The sequence below is a fragment of the Actimicrobium sp. CCI2.3 genome (genome assembly GCF_035019065.1).
In the GTDB taxonomy this organism is placed as follows: Bacteria; Pseudomonadota; Gammaproteobacteria; order Burkholderiales; family Burkholderiaceae_D; genus Actimicrobium.
This window is the reverse complement of sequence record NZ_JASJWR010000024.1, coordinates 16,524-35,040: the sequence shown is the minus strand read 5'-3', so window position 1 is coordinate 35,040 and position 18,517 is coordinate 16,524. Positions and strand designations below refer to the sequence as shown.

The window sequence follows — 18,517 nt, the reverse complement described above, 5'->3', positions numbered from 1 at the left end:
ACGCGTTCGCGTCCGGCATCGCGTTATTCTTTGAGGTGAAGGGTAGGCGGATCAATGTCCTGTAAAGGCTCTTTCAGCTCAGGTCTGGCCACGCAGGCAAGAACATCGAGTTCGTCGCTGCTGCGAAACGCATCGACGCTGGTCTTGTCGGACTGGTCGTCACGGCAGGTGACCATGTCGGCGATCCATTGCCGCAACGTCAGCGCCGCATCGATCTCGACCTGCTTCCACGGCAGTGCGCGTCCACGTACTTCTTCCTGCCAGAGTTCAAAGCTGCGCCGTGGGGTCAGGCGCGTGCCGAGCGGCCCTGTTAGCGCCGAGTTCTCGTACGGATTGCCACTCCAGTTAAATACCTGTTTTTGCTCCGGCCGAAACCAGAGCAGCAGGTCGCCTTGCGTCGAGCGCGGCATCGTCACAACCAGCACGCCGCTAGCCATCTCGGCACACTGCATTGCCGGGGCAAACAGGCTGCCCAGCATATTGGTGACGAATAGATGCCGACCGCTACCATCGCAGCCAAGTTGCTCACGTACCCAAGCGGCCAGCAACTGCAAGTGCGGTAAGGTCGGGGTCCGCCCGAGCGTGATCCATTGATCGCGATGGACCAATGCAACACCGCCGGCCTCAATGCCACCGAGCAGACCGGGCTGGCCAGACACACCGGGTGCCGACATCAGTGCCGCCACGTCACTGCGCATTGCTGCATACGCAATGACGGCATGGTGTACCGCATCGATGCGGCGTTGGTACTGCGCGTGCTCGCGCACTTCGGCACCATCGATTTCAAGCGACGCCATCTGGCCGATGAACTCGGCGGCGGCGCGCTGTTGATACGACATCCTCGTCGGTGTGTAGTGATGGCAGATGATCAGCCCCCACAATGCACCATCACGCAGGATGGGCATCGTCAGCGTTGCGGCCACGCCCATGTTGGCCAGATATTCGGTGTACATCACCGACGCGGCGCGCAACGCGCAATAGGTCATGTCGAGCGGTGCGCCGGAAGCCGGATCAAGCAGCGGCACTAATTCGCACAAGCTGCCGCGGGCATCCGGCAACGGTCGCACACCGAGGCGCTTGAAGATCTCGCGCGCCGGCTTCGGAATATCACTGGCCGGAAAGCGCAGGCCAAACCACGAATGCAGGCCGGGTCCGTGGGCATCAGCCACCACCTCGCCAGATTCGTCGGCCTGGAAGCGATACACCATCACGCGATCAAGCCCGGTGGTGGTGCGCCCCTCGTCGGCGATGGCTTGACAGAACGTCGCCAGCGACGGGCTGGCGCGCAACCGTGCCATCGTGGTTTTGACACGCGCGTAGTAATTACGCTCGGAAACCGCCCCGAAAAGCTCGCGACCGGTCGGCTCCAGTTCGACAATCAGTGCACCACCTGCCACGTGCACGCTGATATCGAGCGGCTCGGCATCGGCCAGCATGCCGGCCAAGCGTGCGGCCAGCGCATACGTCGGATTATTTTCCAGCCCGCCGCCCGCGACGAGCTCGACGATGCGTCGCGCCGCAGTCGGACCGACGATCTGTGCCAGCGGCTGCCCCAGCACGTCGTCAACCCCGCACGCGGTCCACTGAGCGCAGTTCTCGCTGACCTGGGTCACGATGAACTCTGCCGGGTGCAGCACCAGCAGCATGCCGTGGCTCTGGATGCAGCCCGGCGTATTGACCGGCTCGTTATCACAATTGGTAATCGAGACGCCGTGGCGCTTGACGCTATAGGGGAAAGGCAATCCGATGGGCAAGGTCATGCGCGTACTCCGGCATAGGAAACTGGTTACGCCTGTCGCCATGCTAACGACGACACGGGCAACCCTGAGTCTCACGGAGTTCCTACCGCATAGTCAGTAAAAATTACCAATAGATCAATTGTTATGCCTGAAAGTACAAATAGTACGAATCAGGCTGCACGCACATTTCCTGTCTCTGCGCGGCGGCCACCACAGTGCCGCTGTTCGATCGCATCAGATGTCATCTGGATGCCTGTGATGGTCTTTGATCGCAGACAGCTCAAGCAAGGTGCGGATCAGCAACTGGGGCCGGATCGGCTTGTCGATACAGGCCTGATAACCTGCCTGCAGCACGCGGGCATGGTCTTGTGCACGGGCATACGCCGTCACTGCCACGGCCGGCAATTGTGCTGCGTCCAATCCCATGCCCGTTCGCACCAGTTCAATCAATTGATAGCCGTCGGTGCCCGGCATGCCGATATCACTGAGCAAGACATCCGGTACCTTACGACGGATCTGCAAGAGTGCTTCGTCGGCGCTGTGCGCAGTAATGACGACGGCACCATAGTCGACCAGCAGGCGGCGACCCAACTCGAGTACATCGGGATTATCGTCGACCAGCAGTACCGACATGCCGCGCAAGGCGTGATCGTTTTCGAGTGTTGCCGGTATGCCGGACACTCCTGTCGGTGCGGCCTCAGGCAACAGTGCCGGTGCAGTCACGTGCTGCTTGAGCGCCACCGACCCGGCGGACGCACGTGGCAACAGCACCGTGAAGCATGCGCCCTGGCCCGCGCCGTCGCTGCTGGCGCTGATTGCCCCCCCGTGCAGCTCCAGCAGATTTTTGACGATGGACAAGCCAAGCCCGAGACCGCCGTGCACCCGCGCTGCGCTGCCATCGCCCTGACTGAAGCGATCGAACAGAAAAGGCAGGAACTCGGCCGCGATGCCATTGCCGTTGTCCGTCACCGTCGCCACGACGCTTCCGGCGTGATGGCCGATTGCTAGCGTGACACGGCCACCGCTGGCAGTAAATTTCACCGCATTGGCGAGCAGGTTCCACAGCACTTGCTGCAAGCGTGCGCTGTCACCCCGCACCTGGACCGGCTCGCCCGGAAGCAATACCAGATCCAGCGCGATGCCCTTGGCCAGCGCCGCCGGTAACAGCGTATCGATTGCGGCAGCGGCGACCGACTCGAGATTGACCAGCTCGCTGTCCATGCGCAACTTGCCGGACAGGATGCGGTTCATATCGAGCAAGTCACCGATCAGCGCGGCCTGATCAGTGGCGTTGCGCGCGATGACGTCAATGCCCTTGCGGTACAAGTCCATCGTGGGAGGCGCGCGCTGGAGCAGGCTGGCCCACCCCATGATGGCGGAGAGTGGCGTGCGTAACTCGTGACTCAGCGTTGCCAGGAATTCGTCCTTGATCAGCGCCATCCGCTCGCTCTCGATACGTGCCGCCCGTTCGGCTTCAAGCAATTGCTCGCGTCGTTCATCGAGCTGCCGACGCACCGTCACGTCATGCGTCACGCCGAGGATATGCATGACCGGCCCATCGGTGCGCTGCTCTGCCACCAACTGGCAATCAAAGGTGCGCAGGCCGGCCAGCGCCGGATAATCGAACGACACCTGCTGCGCTTCGCCGGTTGCGAAGACGTGCTGCATCGCGCGTTCCAGGCGCAGGCATAACTCCTCCGGCATCCCCAGTTCACGATGACTCTTGCCGAGGAAATGCGCCTGCAAATGCCCGGTCACGCGCGTGACCGCGGCATTGATGAAGACATGCCGCAACTGACGGTCAAAGCGGGTCAGGATGTCCGGCGAGTTGTCGGTCAAACTGCGTAGTTCATTATCCTTACTGTTGAGTAGCTCCAGTCGTTGCCACGCCGCACCGACCTGATCCACCACCGTCGCCATGAAATCACGCTCTTCTGGCCCGAACTGGCTACGCGTGCGCGTGCCAAAGCTGACGGTACCGACGATCCGTGCATTGACTTGCAGCGGATAGGACGCATAAGCTTGCACACCGACCTGTTTCAGTAACGCGGTCGCCGCCTCATCGCTGTCCTGAATCTGCTGGCGGAAAGCCGGCTTGCCTTGCATCACCACACTGCCGCACACACTCGTCAACGGATCGAGTACCAGGAATGGCAAGCGGGCCTGGGCGTCGAGACCCGCATCGGCAGTCAGATGCAACATGGGGTGGTCAACGCTGAGATCGAGCGCATGGCTCAAAAAAATATCGGCCTGCACCAGTACACGGACCCGTTCAAACATCGAGGCCATCGCATTGCCCAGCCCGCCATCGGCGGCTTGCGCAATATCGGCAATGAGCTGCTGGCGAGCCCGTTCGCGCCATAATTCGCGCTTCATGCGATGGCGTTCGACCGCATTCTCGACGCCGCGTGTCAGGCTTTCCGGACCTAGCCATGTCTTGCCGACATAATCCTCGGCACCGGCACGCAGCAATTCCTGATTCAGTGACTGCCGTGACGATCCCGTCAGAATCACCACCGGCACCAGCGTGATGCCATGGCTGTCGCGCGGCAGGCGCTCCAGCAACTCAAACGCATCCGCATCCGGCAAATCGTAGTCGAGCAGGATGCAGTCCAGCGCTGGCTGTTGCGTGCAGTGATGCAATGCCTCGTGCGCCAGCGCTACTTCGATGAATTCGTAGCGCCGTCTTGAACCCTTGAGTAAAGCGGCCTTGGCTTCAGCGCGATCGTGCGGATTATCGTCGACCAGCAAGATGCGCCAGGGAAGCGTCATGACACGCGCGCCGCACCCGGCCAGCGCTTGAAAATTGCCACCAGTGTCGTCAGGCAGTCTTCCAGTCGCACTGTCTTGACATGGAAGGCGTCCGCGCCAGCAGCCAGGAACGCTTCCCGGTCACGCGGATTGACGCTCGCCGTCAGCACCACCACCGGCAAGCGTCCATGCACCGGATGCAGGCGCACCTGACGCAAGAACGTCAACCCATCGACACCGGGCAAATTAAAGTCCAGCAGCATGAAGGCAAACGCGCCATCGGTGGCACCATCGAGCATCCCCAGCGCGACATCGGCATCGACCGCATTGATGATCGGCATCGCCACGCAAGCGCTGGTCGCCGCCATGCACACGGTCTGAAAATCATCCTCTGAATCATCCACCACCAGAACCGACTGCTCATTCATGGCCAACGCCCGATGCCGCGACCGCATCTTCTTCCAGCGTGAAATAAAAGGTCGAGCCCACACCCGGTTGTGCATCGAACCAGATGCGGCCATGGTGCTGTTCCACCAGCTTGCGCACGATGGCCAGACCGGCACCGGCACCACCGCCAAACGCGTCGCGCGGATGCAGTCGCTTGAATATCTGGAACACCCGTTCGCGATGCCGGCTTTCGATGCCAATGCCGTTATCCCGCACGTAAAAAACCTGCGGCACGACGCCGTCGGCGTCCAGATAACCGATCTCGATCCAGGGATGCGGCTTGTCGTTGTACTTGAGCGCATTTGAAATCAGGTTGGCAAACACTTCGCGTACCCGCGCCCGGTCGCATGTCATCTGCGGCATGGCACGCGGCACGCGGACCTCCAGAGCACCGTCGGTCAGGCGCGAACCCAGCATTTCCAGCGCCTCGGTCACCACGGCAGCGAGGTCGACTTCTTCGTAGTCCAGCCCGACCCGGCCGATGCGCGCCACATTGAGCAAGGCGTCGAGCAGATTGTCCATGCGCAAGGTCAAGCGCATCATCAGGTCGAGACGCTCGCCATGCGCCTCGCCCAGACCGTTCCCGGCACTGAGTTCTTCCTTGATGTGATAGGCATTCTTGTAAATGCCGCGCAACGGTTCTTTCAGGTCATGCCCGGCCACATAGGCAAAGGCATCGAGTTCGTCATTGCTGCGGGTCAGATCAACATTGATCTGGTCGAGCCGCTCGGCGCGAGTGATGACCATATCGGCGATCCACTGCCGTAATTTCAGCGCCGCATCGATCTCAACCTGCTTCCAGGGCTGGGCACTCCCCCGGACCTCTTCCTGCCAGAGATCGAAACTGCGCCGTGGCGTCAGGTGCGCACCATGTGGTCCCGTCCCCATTGGCTTGTCGTACGGGTTGCCACTCCAGTTGAAGACCTGCTTCTGCTCCGACCGGAACCACAGCAACAGCTCGCCCTGCGACGAGCGCGACATCGCAATGGCCAATAACCCGCTGGCCTTGTCGGCATAGGATGCCGCCGGGGCAAACAAACTGCCTAACGCATCGGAGGCGACCAGATATCGGTCACGGCCATCACGGAGAAGTTGCTGGCGCACCCAGACTGCCAGCAAGCGCAGCTGCGGCACGGACGGTGTCTGCCCGAGCATCAACCATTGATCGCGATGGAGCAGCGCGACACCATCGGCCTCGATGCCATCGAGCAGATCGGATCGCTCCGGGGTATCGGACGCCTCGATCAGCGCCACCATGTCGCTGCGAACAGCCGCATGCGCCATGACGCTGTGGTGAACCTCGTCAATCCGGTGCTGGTACTGCACGTTTTCGCGCGCTTCGACGCTGTCGATTTCGAGCGACGCCACCTGGCCGATGAACTCGGCGGCGGCGCGCTGGTGATACGGCATCACCGTGGCCGTGTAGTGATGGCAGATGATCAGTCCCCACAGCGCACCATCGCGCATAAGCGGCATCGTCAGCGTGGCGGCCACACCCATGTTGTTCAGATATTCGGTGTACATCACCGACGCGCCGCGCAATGCGCAATAGGTCATGTCGAGTGGTGCGCCGGAAGCCGGATCAAGCAGCGGCACCAGTTCGCACAATGCGCCGCGCGCATCCGGCAGCGGACGAACACCGATGCGCTTGAAAATCTCACGGGCAGGCTTTGGAAAATCGCTGGCCGGAAAACGCAGCCCAAACCACGAATGCAAGTCCGGCGCATGCGCGTCGGCCACGACCTCACCGGAATCATCGGCGTGAAACCGGTACACCATCGCGCGATCGAGTCCGGTGGTGGTCCGCAATTCTTCGGCGATGGCCTGGCAGAACGTCGCCAGTGTCGGACTGGCACGCAAGCGCGCCATAGTGGTCTTGACGCGTGAATAATAGTCACGTTCCGAGACCGACCCAAGGTGTTCACGGCCAGTCGGTTCCAGCTCCACAATGAGCAGACCGCCTGCCAGATGCACGCTGATGTCGAGCGCCTCTGCGTCGTCCGGCATGCCCGCCACGCGCAGGGTCGATATATATGTCGGGTTCCCCTCCAGCGTCTGACCCGCAATGAGCGCGCTGATGCGCTGCGTCGCCGCCTCTCCAAGGATAGTCGCCAGCGGCTTACCCAGTACCTCATCAACGCCACAGGCGATCCATTGTGCGCAGTTGTCGCTGACCTGCGTCACGATCAGTGCGACCGGATGCGCTACCAGCAACATGCCATGACTCTGGATACATCCCGGCGTACTCACCGGCTCGACATCACAATTGGCAAGCGTTGTGCCATGGCGTTTGACGCTGTAAGGGAAAGGCAGTGCGTTAGTGGAAGTCATGCAAGTACTCCGAGTTAAAGCGACTGGTTACACCTGCTGCAGTGGTAGCGGTGATCCGGTTGCAGGCAACCGGTATTCTGGCGGGATTCGTACCATACAGTCAGTAATTATTACCGATGCATCAATAGTTTTTACTGGCAGGATAGATCACGCCCTTGGCAAGGAACGACCGGGTGCGCACCCCGTCGATGTAGCCGCATCGTCATGAGGTGGCTGCCTGGCTTGCTGCCGCCAGCGTGTGCCGGAAATTATATTTCTTAAAAGACATTCAATTCTGGCGCCTGCAACCATTAGTGACTACACTCAGTCGTCCTAAAGTAAGGTAACAATTGACTGAGAAAGTCCCGTCCCATGAGCCAGCAATGAGCGAGCAACAACGCCCTTCCCGCATGTCCACCGGCGTACCGGGCTGCGACGAAATTCTCGATGGCGGATTGATCGCCGGGCGCTGTTACCTGATTGGCGGGTCGGCCGGTGCCGGCAAGACCATCTTCTCGCTGCAATGGTTGCGCGCCGGTTTGCAGCGCCATGAAAAATGCCTGTATATCACGCTGTGCGAACCCGGTCCCGAAATCACTCGCAATGTCGCCAGTTTTGACTGGCAGCTCGACCACATCGAGATCGTTGATCTGTCCCCCAGCGGCAGCGAGCTTGGCGACGATGCGGGCGAGTATCATATTTTTCCGCCTAGTGAAGTCGAAAGTACGCCGATCTGGAAATCGATTTATCAGGCCGTGCGCAGTGCCCGGCCTGATCGCCTGGTCATCGATTCGGTGACGCAACTGCGCTATCTGGCGACCGACGAACTCCAGTTTCGTAAAAATATCCTGGCGCTGGTGAACTTCCTCAATGGCATTGGCACGACCTCGCTACTGGCCTTTGATCCGACCGAGATGGTGCGCGACACTTCGGTTGCGCTGGCCGTTGATGGCGTGATCCGCCTGAGCAAGGATATTTCGGCCGGGCTGGGCATCGGCCTGCGCAGTCTTGAAGTCGAAAAGCTGCGCGGCTCGGGATTCATGTCGGGCCGCCATCCAATGCGCATCACCGGCAACGGCATGCATGTCTTTCCGCATCGGATCGAACATACCGGCACGCTCAATCCGGGCGACCAGATGATGTCATCGGGGATTGCCGAACTGGACCAGTTGCTCGGTGGCGGTCTCGAGTCCGGCACCACCACGCTGCTGACCGGCCCGACCGGCACCGGCAAGAGCACGCTCGGCACGCAGTTCCTGGCGCACCATGCCCGCAGCCACCGCGCCGTCCTGTTCACCTTTGAAGAACCGGCCAGCTTCATCATGGCGCGCAGCCGCGGCATCGGCGCACCGATCGATGACGTGGTCGCCTCCGGCGCACTGAAAATCGTGCGCATCAATCCGATCGAACTCTATCCCGATGAATTCCTGGCCGCCATCCGCGACGCCGTCGAAATCGATGGCTGCACGATGGTGATGATCGACAGCTTGCGCGGCTACCAATTTGCGATGGAAGAATTCGGCAAGCCGCAAGCGCACATCCACAACATGGTCAGCTACCTATCGCGCAACGGCGTGTCAACGCTGCTGATCAATGAAGTCGAACACATCACCAGCACCAGCCTGAAAGCCACCGACCTCGGCGTCAGCCATCTGGCCGACAACATCGTGCTGTTGCGCTATGCCGAATATGCGGGCCAGGTCATCAAGATTGTCGGTTGCCTGAAAAAACGTGTCGGCAATTTCCAGCCTGAACTACGCCAGATGAAAGTCAGTGCCTCCGGTATCGAAATCAGCGAAAAGCTGCAGCATCTGCAAGGCATCCTGACCGGTGTGCCCGCTTTCAAGCTGGCGGACTAGGCGATGAACCGCTCACCTGACTTGGTATCGATCTGCCTGCTCATCGCTGATCCGGTCGATCGCCGCTTGCTGGCCGAATTTCTGCAACAGACCGGGTATCAGGTGCAGATCCTGCAGGCCGACGACCTGACCGTCACCGACATCGGTGCGGCAATGTGCATCACCGATGAGCACGCCGCACGCCAGCACGGCCGTGCCTTGCTCGCGCTCAAGCGACAGCTGCAGCCACTGTATTTTCCACTCCTGATGACGCTGGCCGGTAACCAGCGCGCCACCGGCTGGCTGCGCGCCGGCTTTGACGATGTGCTGCGTCTGCCACTCAAGAAAGACGACTTGCTGGCGCGACTCGAAGCCTTCCTGCGCCTGCGCCAGCATTCCGAAGACCTGCAAACCGAGAGTGACCTGCGTTATCGCAACACCTTTGATCTGGCACCGGTGGGCATCGTCCACACCACGCTGGATGGCACCATCACGCTGATCAATCCGTATTTTGGCGCGATGTTGCAAAGGACTGCCGAGACACCTTTGCTGGGCCGGCAACTCACCAGCTTGGTCGCCGGCGAAGACAGCCTCCAGATGCACCGCGCCATCGCCACCTTGCTCGCCGGCGAGGTGACAAGCACGCCTTCTTTCGACCTGCGCTTCTGGCGTCATGACGCCTCGTTACTCTGGACCAGTGTCACGCTCTCGCTGGCGCGCGGCGTGCGCGCTCAGCCTGCCCACGTACTGGCGCTCATCGAGGACATCAGCCAACGCAAGAAAATGGAACAGGCGCTACGCGAATCGGAACGCTTCGGCAAAGCCACGCTCGATGCCTTGTCCGAACATATCTGTGTCGTCGACGAAACGGGCCAGCTACTGGCAGTCAATACGGCGTGGCGCAGCTATGCCGAAAAGAATGCCGGCCCGACCCCGATCGACTGGACCGGCTATAACTATCTGAGCGTCTGCGATGCCGCTGCGATGAACGGCGTTGAGGATGCGGGCCTGCTGGCGCAAGGCATGCGCGCAGTACTGGCCGGCACGCTGGAAGAATTCCAGCATGAATATCGCTGCGGTACACCAGGCCAGCCCAGCTGGTTCGTTGCCAGGCTGACGCGCTTTCCGCAAGACGGGCCGATACGCGTCGTGGTCGCCCACGAAAACATCACCAAAGGCAAGCATGCACAAAAACACCTGGCCTATCTGGCGCACTACGACAGCCTGACCGGATTGCCTAACCGGGTCCTGTTTTATGACCGCCTGAAACGGGTCTTGCTGCAAGCCGAACGCAGCAACTGGATCGTCGGCGTGATGTTCATCGATCTCGATCATTTCAAGAGCGTCAACGATACGCTTGGCCATGCCGCTGGCGACACCTTGCTGCAGCAAGCCAGCCGACGCATTGTCGACAGCCTGCGCGCCAATGACACGGTTGGCCGCCTCGGCGGCGACGAGTTTGGCGTGTTCTTGCCCGATGTCGCGTCCCAACAGGATGCCGCCATGCTGGCGGCCAAGATCACGCACGCCCTGTCCACACCATTCCTGCTCGGTGGTGCTGAAATTTTCGTCACGCCCAGCATCGGTATCACGCTCTATCCGGTCGATGGCAATACCGCCGACGTGCTGATCTCCAGCGCCGATACCGCGATGTATCGCGCCAAGGAACTTGGTCGTAACAGCCATCAGTTTTTTACCCCGCACATGACCGCACTGATCAGTGCCCATGCGCGCCTTGAAAACGGTTTGCGCAAGGCGCTGGAACGCCAGGAACTGTCCCTGCATTACCAGCCGCAGGTCGACATGGCCAGTGGTCGCATCATCGGAGTCGAAGCCTTGCTGCGCTGGCAGCATCCCGAGATGGGGTTGATCTCGCCGGCACAGTTCATACCGATTGCCGAAGAAACCGGGCTCATCATCCCGATTGGTGCCTGGGTGCTGCGCGTCGCCTGCGCCCAGAACAAGGCGTGGCAGCTTGCCGGCATCGCCCCCATCGTGATGGCCGTCAACTTGTCGGCGCGGCAGTTCAAGCACAACGATGTCGCGGCGCTGGTGCGCGACGTGCTGCAGGAAACCGGCATGGACGGGAAGTATCTTGAACTGGAGGTGACCGAGGGCATCGTGATAGCGAACACGGAAGCATTGATCGCCACGATGGAGGCCCTCAAGCAACTCGGCGCGCGCCTGTCGCTCGATGACTTCGGCACGGGCTATTCGAACCTGGCTTACCTGAAACGTTTTCCGCTCGATACGATCAAGATCGATCGCTCGTTCGTCAGCGGCATCGGTCAGGGTGACGACGCGGTCATCGCGGCCACCGTAATCACCTTGGGCCACCACCTGAAACTGAAGGTCGTTGCCGAAGGTGTCGAAACCCAGGCCCAGCTCGGCGTGCTGCAACAACTCGGTTGCGACCACATGCAGGGATATCTGTTCAGCTGGCCGCTGGCAACCGAAGCGGTCACAGCATTGTTATGGCAGCACCGGACGGAATAACCCGCAAGCAAAAACCTGCGGTACACTACGCCGCATGAGAGCGATTTTCCACACCGTGTTGATCTGGCTGATGCTGCTGGCTATTCCCGTCCAGGGTTTCGCTGCGGCCACCATGCTCTCGTGTGCCCCCCTGGCAAACAGCGTGAGCACCGGGCCGCACGATCATGCGGCCATGCTGGCAGCGCAGTCCGACGCCCAGCCGGACCAGCCGGATCAGCCAGTCCGCTCCGGCCATCACTCGGCAGCCAAGTGCAGCGCCTGCGCCGCTTTTTGTCTCGGCATCGCGATGATGACATCGACCCCGACCGCGCTGCCATTACTCGATTTTCCTTCCAGCCACACCGCGGCGTCGACGCCGCATCTCGCGTCAGTCATTCCCGCCCATCCCGAACGCCCGCCGCAACGCTTCCTTGCCTGATTCCGATTGATCCCTGCCCGTACAGCGGACAGGCCGTCTCTTTCTGACACCTGAGGTTCTTCATGAAACACCCCATTGCTTTTGCCATGGCGACGCTAATGCTGGGCGGTTGCGCCAGTTTTTCGCCGGACGGCGGTTTTGACACCGTTGCCACGGCCACCCGCGACCGACTCGGCAAGGACACGCGCATCGTCCGTAACGAAGCCGACGTGGCCGCGCTGGCCGACGCCATCGCGCCCTTGCTGAGCGCACCACTTTCCGTTGACAGCGCCGTGCAGGTTGCCCTGCTCAACAACCGCGGCCTGCAAGCGACCTATCAGCGCCTTGGTCTGGCCGAAGCCGATCTGGTACAGGCTGGTCGCCTGCAAAATCCACGCTTTGGCTTCAAGCGCACCCACGAAGGCAGCGACGTACTGATCGATCGCAGCCTGACCATCAACCTGGTCAACTTGCTGACCGCGCCGCTGGCGACCCGCATCGAAAGCCGTCGCTTTGAACAGACCCGCTTGCAAGTTGCCGATGCCGCCTTGAACGTTGCGGCCGACACGCGCCGTGCTTATTACGATGCACTCGGCGCCGTCCAGCAACGGACCTACGCCCGGCAAGTCAGTGACGCCGCCCAAGCCGGTGCCGAACTCGGTACGCGCATGGCCAAAGCCGGTAACTGGAGCGCGCTCGACATGGCGCGCGAACAGAGCTTCCATGCCGATGCCCTTACCCGTGTGAGCATGGCCGACAAGGATGTTCTGGTCACCCGCGAAAAGCTGGTTCGTCTGCTCGGGCTCGCCAATGCCGAGGCCTTCACGCTGCCGGATCGCTTGCCGGACTTGCCGGTCAACTCCATCGACATCCAGCAAGTCGACCAGATCGCCCTGCGCGAACGACTCGATATTGCGGCGGGAAAACTGGCGCTGCAAGCCACCGCCGCCTCGCTCAATCTGACCCGCAGCACGCGCTTCGTCAATGCGCTTGAAATCGGTGGCGTGCGCAATGCGTCCAGTGGCAATCCACCTGAAACCGGCTACGAGCTGAGCCTCGAAATCCCGCTGTTCGACTGGGGCACCGCACGCGTCGCGCGGGCCGAATCGACCTACATGCAAGGGGTCCACCATCTTGCCGATACCGCCATCATCGCCCGCAGCGAGGCGCGTGAAAGCTACGGCAATTACCGCCTGGCGTACCAGCAGGCCCGCCATTACCGCGACGAGGTCATGCCACTGCGCAAACGGATTTCCGACCAAACCATGCTGCGCTACAACGGCATGCTCGTCAGCGTCTTTGAACTGCTGGCCGATTCCCGCGAGCAGGCCAGCGCCGCGCACGATTACATCGGTGCACTGAAAAATTTCTGGATCGCTGACAGCGATCTGCAAACCGCACTGGGCGGACGACTGCAGTCGGCTACGCAGTTAGCTACGCAGTCAGGTACCCCGTCAGCAACTGAAGGAGAAAAATAATGAATTCACGTCGCAACTTCCTCTCGGGCAGTGTCGCCACGATGCTCGGTGCCGCCCTCGTCACCAGGGCCGGTGCCGCCAGTTTGCCGGAAGCACCACTGCAAGCCAGCGCCGCCACCATGCCACCACTGATGCCACCGAATGGCCGGCCGTACAACCCGGTCGTCACACTCAATGGCTGGACCCTGCCATGGCGCATGAAGGACAACGTCAAGGAATTCCATCTGGTGGCCGAACCGGTGGTGCGCGAAATCGCGCCCGGCATGACAGCCAATCTGTGGGGTTACAACGGCCAGAGTCCGGGTCCGACCATCGAAGTGGTCGAGGGCGACCGGGTGCGCATTTTCGTCACCAACAAGCTGCCCGAACACACCAGCATTCACTGGCATGGACAGGAACTGCCCAATGGCATGGATGGCGTGACCGGCCTGACCCAGCCCGGCATCGCGCCGGGTAAAACTTTCGTCTACGAATTCGTTGCGCGCCGTGCCGGTACCTTCATGTACCACCCGCATGCCGATGAAATGGTGCAGATGGCGATGGGCATGATGGGCAGCTGGATCACGCATCCGAAAGACCCGTCGCAGCATCAGGTTGACCGCGACTTCGTGTTCCTGCTGAACGCGTACGATATCGCGCCCGGCGCGCGCGTCCCCAAAGTCAACACGATGCTCGACTTCAATCTGTGGACCTTCAACAGTCGCGTCTTTCCCGGCATTGATCCGCTGGTCGTGCGTCAGGGCGACCGGGTTCGCATCCGCGCCGGCAACCTGACGATGACCAACCATCCGATCCACCTGCACGGTCACTCGTTTGAAGTCACCGGCACCGATGGTGGCTGGGTACCGAAAACCGCACGCTGGCCGGAAGTCACCACCGACATTGCCGTCGGACAGATGCGCGCCATCGAATTTATTGCCGAGCATCCGGGTGACTGGGCCCTGCATTGCCACAAATCGCATCACACGATGAACGCAATGGGCCACAATGTGCCGACCATGATCGGCGTCGACCACAGCGGCATCGCGCAAAAGATCAATGCACTGGTGCCGGATTACATGGTGATGGGCGACAAGGGTGGCACCATGGGAGGCATGCAAATGCCTTTGCCGGAGAACACCTTGCCGATGATGGGCGGCGACGGACCGTTCGGCGGCATCGAAATGGGCGGGATGTTTACGACTGTCAAGGTGCGCACCGGTCAGGCGCGCAACGATTACAAGGACCCCGGCTGGTATCCGCATCCACCGGGAACGCTGGCGCGCGAATGGACCGGCCCGATGCCGGTCGCCAGTGCCGCCAAGGCCCCGCCAGCCGACGCCAGCACCCTCGACGTCAAACGCGGCGGCATGCCCGACATGCCCGGCATGCATCACCATTAACCACTTGGAGTTATCCATGTTCAAGCGAACAGTCTTTCGTTTTATTATTGCCGCCCTCGCTGCCGCACTGGCCCCGGTGGCGTTTGCCCACGCCGTCCTGAAAGAAGCCAGCCCCCCCGCCGATGCGGTGCTCGACACCACGCCGGCGCAGATTCGCCTGCAGTTCAATGAAGCGCTCGAAGCGGGCTTCAGCAAGATCACGCTGACCGATGGCCGCGGCACTGCGTTGACGACGCCGGCGGCCAAGGTCGAACCGGGCCAGCCGGACACGCTGGTACTGGGCCTGCCCGTGCTGGCTGCCGGCACCTGGCAAGTACATTGGTCGACGCTGACCCGCGACGGCCACCGCGTCAAAGGTGACTATGCATTCCGGGTGAAATAATGATCGTCCTGGTGGCGCTTCTCAATCTCGCGCTGTCCGTGCTGGTCGGTGCCACGCTGGCCGGATCGTGGCTGGCCGGACAACCGTCGGGATGGGCGATTGCTGCCGCACGCCAGGCGCACGGCACGGCCCGCATTGCCGCTGGTCTGACGCTGCTGGCGAGCTTGCTGGTGCTGTGGTTGCAGGTCGCCGTGATGACCGAACTGCCCTTGCTCTCTGCGGCACCGGCAATCGTCGCGGTCCTGTCGGAGTCGCATTTCGGACTCTGCTGGCTGGCCGGTTTGGCGGCACTGGTGCTCATCCTCGTTTTGCAAAGTTTCCACCGGCAAGGTGCCGCCATGGCCTGTGCGCTGCTGGTGTTTGCCGTCAGTCGCGCCCTGGTCAGCCATGCGGTCATGGACGGCGATCTGAGCTGGTCCGTCGCCAGCGAAAGCCTGCATCTGCTGCTCATCAGCGCATGGGTCGGCATGGTGCTGGTGGCGGGCTGGATCGTGCTGGCACGACCGGCCGCCACACCTGCCGACATTGACAGTTGCCGTCGCTATGCCCGCATCCTGTCGCGCGGCGCACTGCTGGCGTTCGCCGGCCTCCTGCTAACCGGCGTCTTCAATGCCTGGCGTGCGATGAGCGAAGTCGGCCAGCTTGTCACGACCAGCTGGGGCCTGACACTGTCAGCCAAGCTCATCCTGGTTGGCATCGCGGTTACGCTCGGCGCAGTCAACCGCTGGCATCTGATGCCAGCCTTGCTGGACGGGCCGGATGAGGACACCGCGCGACGACGCTTTGTCCTGAATTTACGGATTGAAGGCACGGTACTCATCCTGGCCGTGATCGCCGCCGCGCTGCTCAGTGCCGACTCGCCGCCGGGCAACTGACCCACCCATTTTTTTCTTCGGAAAGGCATCATGAACCAATCTCCTACCAGCTGTTGCAGCAGCCACGCCAGCCCCGCTCCCGCTGCGGACGACAAGCCGTACACCGATCCGGTATGCGGGATGAAGGTCGTCGCCAACCCGGAAAAAACCGTCACCCATGACGGCACCGATTACCATTTTTGCAGCCAGGGTTGCGTCACCAAATTCAAGGCTGATCCGCAAAAATACCTGACTCCGCAAGCCGCCGTGGCGATGCCCGCCGGTACGGTTTTCACCTGCCCGATGCATCTGGAAATCCGTCAGGTCGGTCCCGGCACCTGCCCGCTGTGCGGCATGGCACTCGAACCGCTGGAAGCCAGCGCCGAAGACGACACCACCGAACTCGACGACATGACACGCCGGCTCTGGATCAGCGCAGCGCTGACGGTGCCGCTGATGTTGCTGACGATGGGCGACATGATGTTCGGCACGCCGCTGCATGAGCGCCTCGGCATGATGCTGTTCAACTGGTTGCAGGCAGCGCTGGCAACGCCGGTCGTGCTGTGGGCTGGCTGGCCGTTTTTCGTGCGTGCCGTGGCGTCGTTCCGGACCTGGAACCTCAACATGTTCAGCCTGATCGGACTCGGTACCGGTGCCGCCTTTGCCTTTAGCGTGATGGCGTTGCTGTTCCCGGCCATGCTGCCGGCGGCGTTTTTGATGGATGGCATGGCCCCGCTGTATTTTGAAGCAGCGGCCGGCATCACGACACTGGTGCTGGTCGGTCAGGTGCTGGAATTGCGCGCCCGTGCGCGCACCAACAGCGCGATCAAGGCGCTGCTGGCGCTAACGCCCGACACCGCTTTGCGGTTGCGGGAAGATGGCAGCGAAGAAGATGTCGCGCTCGATCTGGTGGTGCCGGGCGATCGCTTGCGTGTCAAGCCGGGTGCGCGTATTCCGGTCGATGGCGAGGTCCTTGAAGGCCACTCGAATGTCGATGAGTCGATGATCAGCGGCGAGCCGGTGCCGGTCGAAAAAACCGTCGGCAGCCGCGTCGTTGCCGGCACCGTCAATCAAACCGGTTCGTTCGTTTTCAGCGCTAAAAAAGTCGGTGCCGATACGCTGCTGGCGCACATCATCACGCTGGTCAATACGGCCAGTCGCTCACGCGCCCCGATCCAGAAACTGGCCGATACCGTGGCTGGCTGGTTCGTGCCCGGCGTGATGCTGGCGTCACTACTTACGTTTGCGCTGTGGAGCTGGCTCGGCCCTGCGCCGTCGCTGGCCCATGCGCTGGTCGCGGCCGTTTCGGTGCTGATCATTGCGTGCCCGTGTGCGCTCGGGCTGGCGACGCCGATCTCGATCATGGTCGGGATCGGGCGTGGTGCGCAGCAAGGCGTGCTGATCAAGGATGCCGAGGCGCTGGAACTGATGGAAAAAGTCACCACGCTGGTCATCGACAAGACCGGCACGCTGACCGAAGGCCGGCCGCGTGCGCAAGTCGTTGCCGCCGCCGAAGGCTACCGCGACGAACAGGTCCTGGCGCTGGCCGCCGCGCTCGAAGCGCACAGCGAGCATCCGCTGGCGCAGGCCATCGTCGATGAAGCGGCGCAGCGCAAGGTCAGCGTCGGCAGCGCCACCGACTTTGAATCGCTGACCGGCCTGGGTATTCGCGGGCAAGTCGATGGGCAGCGCGTCGCCATCGGCAATGCGGCACTGATGGCACAGGAACACGCCGATACCGCGCCACTGCAAGCCCGCATCAAGGAGCTGCAGGAGAAGGCGCATACGGTGATGCTGCTGGCGGTCGACGGCCAGTTTGCCGGACTGGTCAGCGTGACCGATCCGGTCAAGCCGACTGCCGCACCGGCGATCGCTGCACTGCAGGCCGCCGGTCTGCGCATCGTGCTGCTGACAGGCGACAATCCGGCCACGGCCAACGCCGTCGCCGCCCATCTCGGGATTACCGAAGTCCATGCCGAAGTCATGCCCGAAGATAAATACCGCCACGTCCAGCGACTGCAGGCCGACGGCGCGATTGTCGCGATGGCTGGCGACGGCATCAATGACGCGCCGGCGCTGGCACAAGCCGACGTCGGCATTGCGATGGGTACCGGCACCGAAGTGGCGATGCAAAGTGCGCGCATCGTGCTGGTCAAAGGCGACCTGTCCGGCATCGCCGAAGCGCGTCTGCTCAGTCGCGCAACGATGCGCAATATTCGCCAGAACCTGGTGTTCGCGTTCGGCTACAACCTGCTCGGTATTCCGCTAGCTGCCGGCGTGCTGTATCCGTGGTTCGGGCTACTGCTCAGTCCGATGGTGGCCAGTGCAGCGATGGCGCTCAGTTCGGTGTCGGTGATCACGAATGCGTTACGGTTAAAGGGCAAGGCGTGACGAGAACGCCGCCGCATTGATCAATAAACATGCGACCATCGGCCCCTCCTCA

Annotated in this window: 12 protein-coding genes; 8 read left to right on the top strand and 4 right to left on the bottom strand. The window is 61.7% G+C overall.

What is annotated here, in order from left to right; all coding sequences use genetic code 11:
• Window positions 1–23 precede the first annotated feature (23 nt).
• The 4 genes from QN370_RS13955 to QN370_RS13940 all read right to left on the bottom strand — a co-directional run bounded on the left by QN370_RS13955 (window position 24) and on the right by QN370_RS13940 (window position 7,268).
• The gene (locus QN370_RS13955; RefSeq protein WP_322126013.1) at window positions 24–1,760 is read right to left on the bottom strand and encodes a GAF domain-containing protein; all 1,737 of its coding nucleotides are present in this window, start codon (window positions 1,758–1,760) and stop codon (window positions 24–26) included.
• A gap of 213 nt (window positions 1,761–1,973) precedes the next feature.
• Window positions 1,974–4,511 (bottom strand): response regulator, encoded by a 2,538-nt coding sequence (locus QN370_RS13950; protein WP_322126012.1) that lies wholly within the window; start codon window positions 4,509–4,511, stop codon window positions 1,974–1,976.
• The gene (locus QN370_RS13945; RefSeq protein WP_322126011.1) at window positions 4,508–4,918 is read right to left on the bottom strand and encodes a response regulator; all 411 of its coding nucleotides are present in this window, start codon (window positions 4,916–4,918) and stop codon (window positions 4,508–4,510) included. Before QN370_RS13945 ends, QN370_RS13950 begins: the two co-directional genes overlap by 4 nt.
• On the bottom strand, window positions 4,911–7,268 hold the full coding sequence (locus QN370_RS13940; RefSeq protein WP_322126010.1) for an ATP-binding protein: 2,358 nt from the start codon (window positions 7,266–7,268) through the stop codon (window positions 4,911–4,913). Before QN370_RS13940 ends, QN370_RS13945 begins: the two co-directional genes overlap by 8 nt.
• A 362-nt stretch (window positions 7,269–7,630) precedes the next feature.
• On the opposite strand from QN370_RS13940, the gene QN370_RS13935 reads away from it, so the two are divergent.
• The 8 genes from QN370_RS13935 (at window position 7,631) to QN370_RS13900 (ending at window position 18,465) form a co-directional block, all read left to right on the top strand.
• The gene (locus tag QN370_RS13935) at window positions 7,631–9,106 is read left to right on the top strand and encodes an ATPase domain-containing protein (protein WP_322126009.1); all 1,476 of its coding nucleotides are present in this window, start codon (window positions 7,631–7,633) and stop codon (window positions 9,104–9,106) included.
• A gap of 3 nt (window positions 9,107–9,109) precedes the next feature.
• Window positions 9,110–11,581, top strand: coding sequence for an EAL domain-containing protein (locus QN370_RS13930; protein ID WP_322126008.1), 2,472 nt, complete (start codon window positions 9,110–9,112; stop codon window positions 11,579–11,581).
• A gap of 34 nt (window positions 11,582–11,615) precedes the next feature.
• A complete protein-coding gene (locus QN370_RS13925; protein ID WP_322126007.1) occupies window positions 11,616–11,999 on the top strand; it encodes a hypothetical protein in 384 nt (127 codons plus the stop codon).
• A 62-nt stretch (window positions 12,000–12,061) separates the two neighbouring features.
• Window positions 12,062–13,456, top strand: a complete 1,395-nt coding sequence (locus QN370_RS13920) for a TolC family protein (protein ID WP_322126006.1) — start codon at window positions 12,062–12,064, stop codon at window positions 13,454–13,456.
• A complete protein-coding gene (locus tag QN370_RS13915) occupies window positions 13,456–14,838 on the top strand; it encodes a copper oxidase (RefSeq protein ID WP_322126005.1) in 1,383 nt (460 codons plus the stop codon). Before QN370_RS13920 ends, QN370_RS13915 begins: the two co-directional genes overlap by 1 nt.
• Before the next feature lie 16 nt (window positions 14,839–14,854).
• The gene (locus QN370_RS13910; RefSeq protein WP_322126004.1) at window positions 14,855–15,220 is read left to right on the top strand and encodes a copper resistance protein CopC; all 366 of its coding nucleotides are present in this window, start codon (window positions 14,855–14,857) and stop codon (window positions 15,218–15,220) included.
• Complete coding sequence (locus QN370_RS13905) at window positions 15,220–16,095, top strand: copper resistance D family protein (RefSeq protein ID WP_322126003.1); 876 nt, start codon at window positions 15,220–15,222, stop codon at window positions 16,093–16,095. The genes QN370_RS13910 and QN370_RS13905 overlap by 1 nt, the downstream gene beginning before the upstream one ends.
• A gap of 30 nt (window positions 16,096–16,125) precedes the next feature.
• Window positions 16,126–18,465: a heavy metal translocating P-type ATPase gene (locus QN370_RS13900; RefSeq protein WP_322126002.1), complete on the top strand. Its 2,340-nt coding sequence runs from the start codon at window positions 16,126–16,128 to the stop codon at window positions 18,463–18,465.
• The last annotated feature ends 52 nt before the right edge of the window (window positions 18,466–18,517 follow it).

Coding starts and splice junctions, on each gene's coding strand:
- QN370_RS13955 (WP_322126013.1), bottom strand. CDS start 1,760: ATGACCTTGCCCATCGGATTGCCTTTCCCCTATAGCGTCAAGCGCCAC.
- QN370_RS13950 (WP_322126012.1), bottom strand. CDS start 4,511: ATGACGCTTCCCTGGCGCATCTTGCTGGTCGACGATAATCCGCACGAT.
- QN370_RS13945 (WP_322126011.1), bottom strand. CDS start 4,918: ATGAATGAGCAGTCGGTTCTGGTGGTGGATGATTCAGAGGATGATTTT.
- QN370_RS13940 (WP_322126010.1), bottom strand. CDS start 7,268: ATGACTTCCACTAACGCACTGCCTTTCCCTTACAGCGTCAAACGCCAT.
- QN370_RS13935 (WP_322126009.1), top strand. CDS start 7,631: ATGAGCGAGCAACAACGCCCTTCCCGCATGTCCACCGGCGTACCGGGC.
- QN370_RS13930 (WP_322126008.1), top strand. CDS start 9,110: ATGAACCGCTCACCTGACTTGGTATCGATCTGCCTGCTCATCGCTGAT.
- QN370_RS13925 (WP_322126007.1), top strand. CDS start 11,616: ATGAGAGCGATTTTCCACACCGTGTTGATCTGGCTGATGCTGCTGGCT.
- QN370_RS13920 (WP_322126006.1), top strand. CDS start 12,062: ATGAAACACCCCATTGCTTTTGCCATGGCGACGCTAATGCTGGGCGGT.
- QN370_RS13915 (WP_322126005.1), top strand. CDS start 13,456: ATGAATTCACGTCGCAACTTCCTCTCGGGCAGTGTCGCCACGATGCTC.
- QN370_RS13910 (WP_322126004.1), top strand. CDS start 14,855: ATGTTCAAGCGAACAGTCTTTCGTTTTATTATTGCCGCCCTCGCTGCC.
- QN370_RS13905 (WP_322126003.1), top strand. CDS start 15,220: ATGATCGTCCTGGTGGCGCTTCTCAATCTCGCGCTGTCCGTGCTGGTC.
- QN370_RS13900 (WP_322126002.1), top strand. CDS start 16,126: ATGAACCAATCTCCTACCAGCTGTTGCAGCAGCCACGCCAGCCCCGCT.